This is a genomic window from Dyella sp., from assembly GCF_051962475.1.
Classification (GTDB): Bacteria; Pseudomonadota; Gammaproteobacteria; order Xanthomonadales; family Rhodanobacteraceae; genus Dyella_A.
The window spans coordinates 21,031-27,030 of the sequence record NZ_JBQCCF010000037.1 but is presented as its reverse complement, the minus strand read 5'-3'; the positions used below and the strand labels follow the sequence as shown (position 1 = coordinate 27,030).

At 65.8% G+C, this 6,000-nt stretch carries 5 protein-coding genes and 1 pseudogene; 2 read left to right on the top strand and 4 right to left on the bottom strand.

The genetic code is table 11. The features are described from left to right. Together ACTHJF_RS08890 and ACTHJF_RS08885 are read left to right on the top strand one after the other, a co-directional pair. Window positions 1-888, top strand: a pseudogene (locus ACTHJF_RS08890) (pseudouridine synthase); the annotation flags it as partial. A 127-nt stretch (window positions 889-1,015) separates the two neighbouring features. After that, on the top strand, window positions 1,016-1,954 hold the full coding sequence (locus ACTHJF_RS08885; protein ID WP_440266797.1) for a bifunctional helix-turn-helix transcriptional regulator/GNAT family N-acetyltransferase: 939 nt from the start codon (window positions 1,016-1,018) through the stop codon (window positions 1,952-1,954). 83 nt (window positions 1,955-2,037) lie between these two features. Here ACTHJF_RS08885 and ACTHJF_RS08880 read toward each other — a convergent pair whose 3' ends face one another. The 4 genes from ACTHJF_RS08880 to ACTHJF_RS08865 form a co-directional block, all read right to left on the bottom strand. Next, entirely contained in the window at window positions 2,038-2,745 is a 708-nt protein-coding gene (locus ACTHJF_RS08880; RefSeq protein WP_440266796.1) for a hypothetical protein, read from the bottom strand. Window positions 2,746-3,548: 803 nt separating this feature from the next. After that, entirely contained in the window at window positions 3,549-4,247 is a 699-nt protein-coding gene (locus ACTHJF_RS08875) for a pseudouridine synthase (protein WP_440266795.1), read from the bottom strand. After that, on the bottom strand, window positions 4,244-5,308 hold the full coding sequence (locus ACTHJF_RS08870) for a class I SAM-dependent methyltransferase (RefSeq protein ID WP_440266794.1): 1,065 nt from the start codon (window positions 5,306-5,308) through the stop codon (window positions 4,244-4,246). The genes ACTHJF_RS08875 and ACTHJF_RS08870 overlap by 4 nt, the downstream gene beginning before the upstream one ends. Window positions 5,309-5,583: 275 nt before the next feature. After that, window positions 5,584-5,949 (bottom strand): YajD family HNH nuclease, encoded by a 366-nt coding sequence (locus ACTHJF_RS08865; RefSeq protein ID WP_440266793.1) that lies wholly within the window; start codon window positions 5,947-5,949, stop codon window positions 5,584-5,586. Window positions 5,950-6,000: the final 51 nt, after the last annotated feature.

Sequence of the window (6,000 nt, the reverse complement as noted above, 5' to 3'; positions counted from 1 at the left end):
ATCATCAGCCGCGGCGGCAGCCACAGCTGGTTCCGCGTGGTGATCCGCGAAGGTCGCAACCGCGAAGTGCGCCGCCTGTGGGATTCCCAGGGCTTTCTGGTCAGCCGCCTCAAGCGCATCCGCTACGGCACCGTGCAGTTGCCGCGTGCCCTGCGCCGCGGCGACTGCGAAGCGCTCGGCGAAGAAGCCGTAAAGGAACTGCGCAAAGTCACCGGCCTGGGCGCGCCCCAGCCCGTGCTCACGTTGAGCCCGGTGCTGCACCAGCGCCGCGCCAACCGCAACGTCACCGAATACCGCCCCGAGCGCGGCAGCGCCACCGCCTGGAGCAGCGCGGCCGCCGACGAAGCGCGCGAGCTGCGCGCGTTCGATCGCATCCGTGACGAGCCACTCACCCGCGGCAAGCGCCCACGCCCGCCGGGCCGCGAAGTGAACGGCAACGTCGCCCGCCCCGAGCGCAGCGGCGCGCCACGCAAGGGCGGCGGTCGCGGCAAGCGCGGCGTCGCTCCCGGCCAGGAACTGCCCTCGGTGCGCACCTGGTTTGCCGGCGAAACCCGTGATGGCTACGCCGGTGGCCCGTCGGCCCCGCGCGGCAAGCCTGCCGGTGGCCCGGGTGGTCCCGGTGGCAAGCGTCGCCCCGGCGGCGGCGGTGGTGGCAAGCCTGGCGCTCCGCGTCCGGCCGGCCACGGCAATGCGAGCCCTTACTCCGGCTTCGGCGGCGGCAATCGCGCTGGCGGCGGTGAATCCCGCGGCCCCGCCGGCGGCCCCTCGCGCGGCGGCAACCGCTCCGGCAAGCCGCAGGGCGCCCGGCCCGGCGGCCGCGGCGGGAACCGTCCCGGCGGCGGCGGTGGCGGGAATCGCGGCGGCGGCAACCGCAGCGGCAACCGCTGAGCCGCAGGTTCAGCAAACAAGGAAGGCGCCCCGCGGGGCGCCTTCTGCTTTTCGTGCGCAGCCCACGCGCCTCGCATCGCGCTGCCGGCGATTGACGCCCCGCCAGTTATCTGACTAAAGTCAGGCAATGGATCCGAACGATATCGAGCAAGTACGCGCGTTCAATCGCGCGGTCACGCGTCGCATCGGTGCACTGAGCGATGACTACCTCGGCCGCGGCCGCCCGCTGGGCGAATCGCGATTGCTGTTCGAGATCGGTCGCGACGGCACCAAGCTGCGAGACCTGCGCGAACGGCTCGGCCTGGATTCGGGCTACCTCAGCCGCCTGCTGCGCTCGCTCGAGGCGCGCGGCTTAGTCGCCTGCAAGCCCGCACCCGGCGATGCCCGCGTCCGCCGCGCCACGCTCACGCGTAAAGGCCTGGCGGAGTGGACGGCCCTGGACCAGCAATCGCAGGCCATGGTCACATCGCTGATCGCCCCGCTCGGCTCCTCCCAGCGCGCCCGTCTGCTCGCTGCGATGGCCGAGGTCGAGCGGCTCATGCGCGCCTCCGAAGTCGCGATCGAGCCAGCCGATCCCACCAGCACAGACGCACGCGCCTGCTTCGATGCCTACTTCGGCGAACTGAAGACGCGCTTCGACACCGGCTTCGATCCGGCTCTGACCGTATCGGCCACTCCCGATGAACTCACCCCGCCCGCCGGCGTACTTCTGCTCGCCCGCCTCGACGGTCGCTTCGTCGGTTGCGCCGCTCTGAAAGCCGGCCCGCGCGGTGTCGGCGAAATCAAGCGGATGTGGGTCGCCCCTTCCGCCCGCGGCCTGGGCGTCGCCCAACGCCTGCTCGACGCGATCGAGCAACAGGCGGTAGTCCTCGGCCTGCGCACGCTGCGCCTGGATACGAACCGCTCACTGGTCGAAGCGCGCGCGCTTTACTTGCGCAACGGCTACCGCGAAATCCCCGCGTACAACCAGAACCCCTACGCGCACCACTGGTTCGAGAAAAAGCGCCGCAAGGCGCACGCTACCTTCCGAGTTGCTACGGAGGACACTGGCAGCACCGAGACATGATGTTCAGAGACCACTGAACAATCCTGGGTACAGAGCCAAACCGCCGCGGCACTGCTTCCGCTCCACGCAAGCTGCGCGTAACCCTAGTCGGCACTCTTTTCATCATGGAGTTGCGGCCCGAACTGCTCTTCGAGTTCTTTGATGATCTCAAGAACGTTCGCACGCTTGGCGAATGTCTCTATTTTCTCGAAGCTGAGTCTTGAGCGCTCCAGTTCAGCAGCGATTCGCTGGAGCGAATTGTGAAGCAATGCAAACTCACTGCTTTTGGAACTCATAGGCTTGAGTTCGTTGATAGCTGTAGCGACAACATCGCTCGCCTTCGCCCCAACAAGCCTGCCAGAAAGATGCTCCGATATAGCATGTGGAATCTCTTTCGCGGCGATGGCATTCATTGCCATATGCTGGGCAAGCGCGATCTGATAGCAGTCCCAGAAAATCCTCGATCCCGTTAGCACTCTAAGGCGGTGATGAGCGGCTTGATTGAAATTGCTGCCTCGAAATGGGATGAAGCCTTGATCAAGATGAGCTTTTTCGAAGTTCTCTGGGGCGTCGCGAAGCTCCTTCACAAGTTCCAACGACCGCGCCCAGTTGTGCAGAAAAACACTGGTAATCTCCTCGAGCTCGCCAGCGACCACATCAAGGCATTGATCGAGGTATCGCTGCTTGACTAACTCATATTCCTTTTGGATAAAATAAATGCGGAGGCCGCAGTAGGCCAAGACCACTCCTGTCACGACGCCCGAAGCAACATGCAAGGCTTCGTCCGTCAATTTTATCCAGTCAATTTCCATGAGAATTAATACTTGAGTGTAGCAACGCGTGCTGCGCGTCCGCAGGAATAAAAAGTTTGCCTGAACAACTATTGATCCTGTACTTGTGAGACCCGGAGGCGGCGCCTTAGCTCACGCTTTACGGCGGACAGGGCATAATCTCGACCTCCACCCGGAATGTCCACGGGAATTTTATTGCAGTGCTCACAAAGGAATTTCGCGTGCGGCACTGAGTATAGGTAATTATCAGAGCAACATAGACGAGTTCGCCTTGGCATGCAATGCAGAACACCCATAGGTGCTCTATTTCGCCACCCCTCCAAGACCAGCGCCACCTTGCGCCAAAAACTACGTCCTCGACGTAAGACAAATAGGCCGGGGCAGGTGGCGCTTTACCAAAGGCTATACTGATAAGCCGAAAGTGACTGCCGCCGCTACGAGCACGAAGACTAGTAAGAGCCAACCAGGAACGCGGTAGCCAGCGACGAACATACTCCAAACTAATGCCAGCACTCGCCCCAGCCAGTAGAAGACCGCCTTGGCGGGTGCCCATAGATACCCGAGCGCAGCGAGAATGATCCCACCGACTACGGTAGCTACTATCCCATTGCGCAGCGAATGCGATTCAGAAGTTGACATATTTTTACAAGCCAACGATTTGCGGATTAAAAAGCAGCCCGATCTCAACTTGGCTGGGCGTAATTCTTCAACGTGCCTTTAAGACAGCAACTTAGCACCTACTCTGCGACCGAATCTAACTCTCCAGTCCTGCAGACTGGAGCGCGCCGGGTGATACATGGGTGCAACGCACCCGGAAAGTCGCCTCACCCGCAGATCTGGGCGATCTCCCCTTCCCCCAACATCCGCCACTCCCCCACTGGCAGATCCCCCAACGCCAAGCCACCCGCCGACACCCGGTGCAGCGCCTCCACGCGGTTGCCCACGGCGGCGAACATGCGGCGGACCTGGTGGTAGCGGCCTTCGTGCAGGGTGAGGCGGGCCTTCCGGGGTTCGAGCACTTCCAGCTCGGCGGGGAGCAGCGGAGTGGTTTCGGATTCCAGCAGCAGGGTGCCGCTGGCGAAGGTGGAGGCTTCGTCGCCGCGCAGGTCGTTGGCGAGGGTGGCCTCGTAGACCTTGGGCACGTTGGACTTGGGCGAGATGATCCGGTGCAGCAGGGCGCCGTCGTCGGTGAACAGAAGCAGGCCGCTGGTGTCGCGGTCGAGGCGGCCGACGGTGGACAGCGCGGGATCGCGCACGCGGTAGCGCGGCGGCAGCAGGTCGTAGACCACGCGGCCGCCATCCTTGCGCGAGCAGGTGACGCCGAGCGGCTTGTGCATCATCAGCACCATGCCGGCGGGCGGATCGAGCGGCTCGCCGTCGAGGCGGATCTGCGCGTGCTCCACCTTGTCGTCGGCGTACAGCACCTCACCGTCGGCGTCGGTGATGCGACCCTCGCGGAACATCCACTGCACCTCCTTGCGGCTGCCGTAGCCCAGGTTGGCGATGAGCTTGACTAGTTTCATGCGCGCACTCCGCGGGCGGTGATGACCTTGAAGCCGCCTTCGTCGGCCACCGCGCGCACTTCGCTGAACAGCGCGGTGAGCGTGGCCTCGTACGGCAGGTGGCGATTGGCGACCAGCCACAGCTGGCCGTGCGGCGCAAGCGACTTGGCCGCGGCGATGATGAAGGCACGACCGAGCTCCGGCTGGTCGGCGCGGCCCTGGTGGAACGGCGGGTTGCTGACGATGGCGTCGTAGCGGCCCGGCAAGCCGGCGGTGACGTCGTGCCAGTGCAGCGCCACGGCAACATCGCGCCCTGCCCGCTCCTGCGCCTCGGCCAGGTTGCGTTGCGCGGGTTCCAGCGCGCGCTGCTCGGCCTCGAAGCCGTCCAGCGCGGTGACGCCGGGGCAGCGCGCGATCACCTCGCTGGCGAGGTAGCCGTAGCCAACGCCGAGGTCGGCGACATGGCCGGCGAGGTCATGCGGCAGGTGGGCAGCGAGCAGCGCCGAGGCCGCGTCGATGCGATCCCACGCGAACAGGCCGGGGCGGCTCCAGTAGCCGGCGGCATTGCGCTGCGGCGCATCGAGCGCGAGCCACTCGGCCTGCAGCGCCGCGTTGTGCGAGCCATCGAGCGGCGCGGTCCAGAACACGCGGCATTTGTGCTTGGAGAGCTGGCCGCCCTGCTTGGCCAACGCCGCGAGATCGGCCTGCGCGGATTTGGCCCCTTCGGCGTTTGGCACGCAGGCCAGCACCACGCCGCCGGGCGCGGCGAACTGCATAGCGCGAGCGAACACGGCGCGCGCCTCGTCACGCTGGCGCGGTGGCAGCACGAGCACGAGGTCGAAATATTCACCGTTGACGCGCGCGTCGACGCGGAACCGGCTGCGCTCCAGCGCCTGGGCAAACGGCTTGAAGCTCTGCTCACCGCGCCAGCCGGGGCGCGCCATTTCGCGCAGGCGAAAGCCGTTGCGGGCACGCAGGAACAGCACGCGGGCGTCGGCCGGCAGGCGCAGGGCACCCGCTTCCATCGGCAGGAACAGCGCATCGAGCACGTCGTCGACGGGGGCGGCGGCTACAGGGGACATCGGCACGGCTTCAGGGCAACGGGCGGGCCGTGATTGTACGCGGGGTGATGGGGGTGGCTGGGATGGAAGATGGCGCAGTGGGAGGAAGAGCATCGCGCGCGAGCGCGCTCCTACAGGGAGCCGCGCTGTTGTAGGAGCCCGCTCGCGGGCGATGCGTTTCGCGACATGCGACGGCAAAGAGCATCGCGACTGAAGTCGCTCCTACAGGTGAAGCGGGCTCTTCGGCATTCTGTAGGAGGGCTTCAACCCCGCCTGTCTCTGCAGCGCCGGCGCGGCTACTTCTTGCGTTCCAGCATCGCCTTGAGGTCGACAAAGGGGTTGCCGGTGGCGGGGGCCTGCGCGTCGCCCGCATCGAGGGTGCCGCTGTCGTAGTCGAGGTAACGCTGGTGCTCGTTGTCGTGGCAGTACACGCACAGCAGCTCCCAGTTGCTGCCGTCGGCGGGGTTGTCGTCGTGGTTGTGGTTGCGGTGGTGCACGGTGAGCTGCTGCACGTTGCTGCGGTCGAACTCGCGGGCGCAGCGGCCGCAGATCCACGGGTGCATCTTCAGGGCGCGGTCGCGGTAGCCGTGGCCGCGCTGCTCGGCGGCGCGGCGGGCGTCGGCGACGACGCGGTCGAGTTTGGTGGTGTTGATGGGTGGCATGGCGGCGGGGTTCGGCTTGTCGTTCAACGGAGGCTGGGGGAAGACGCTGGA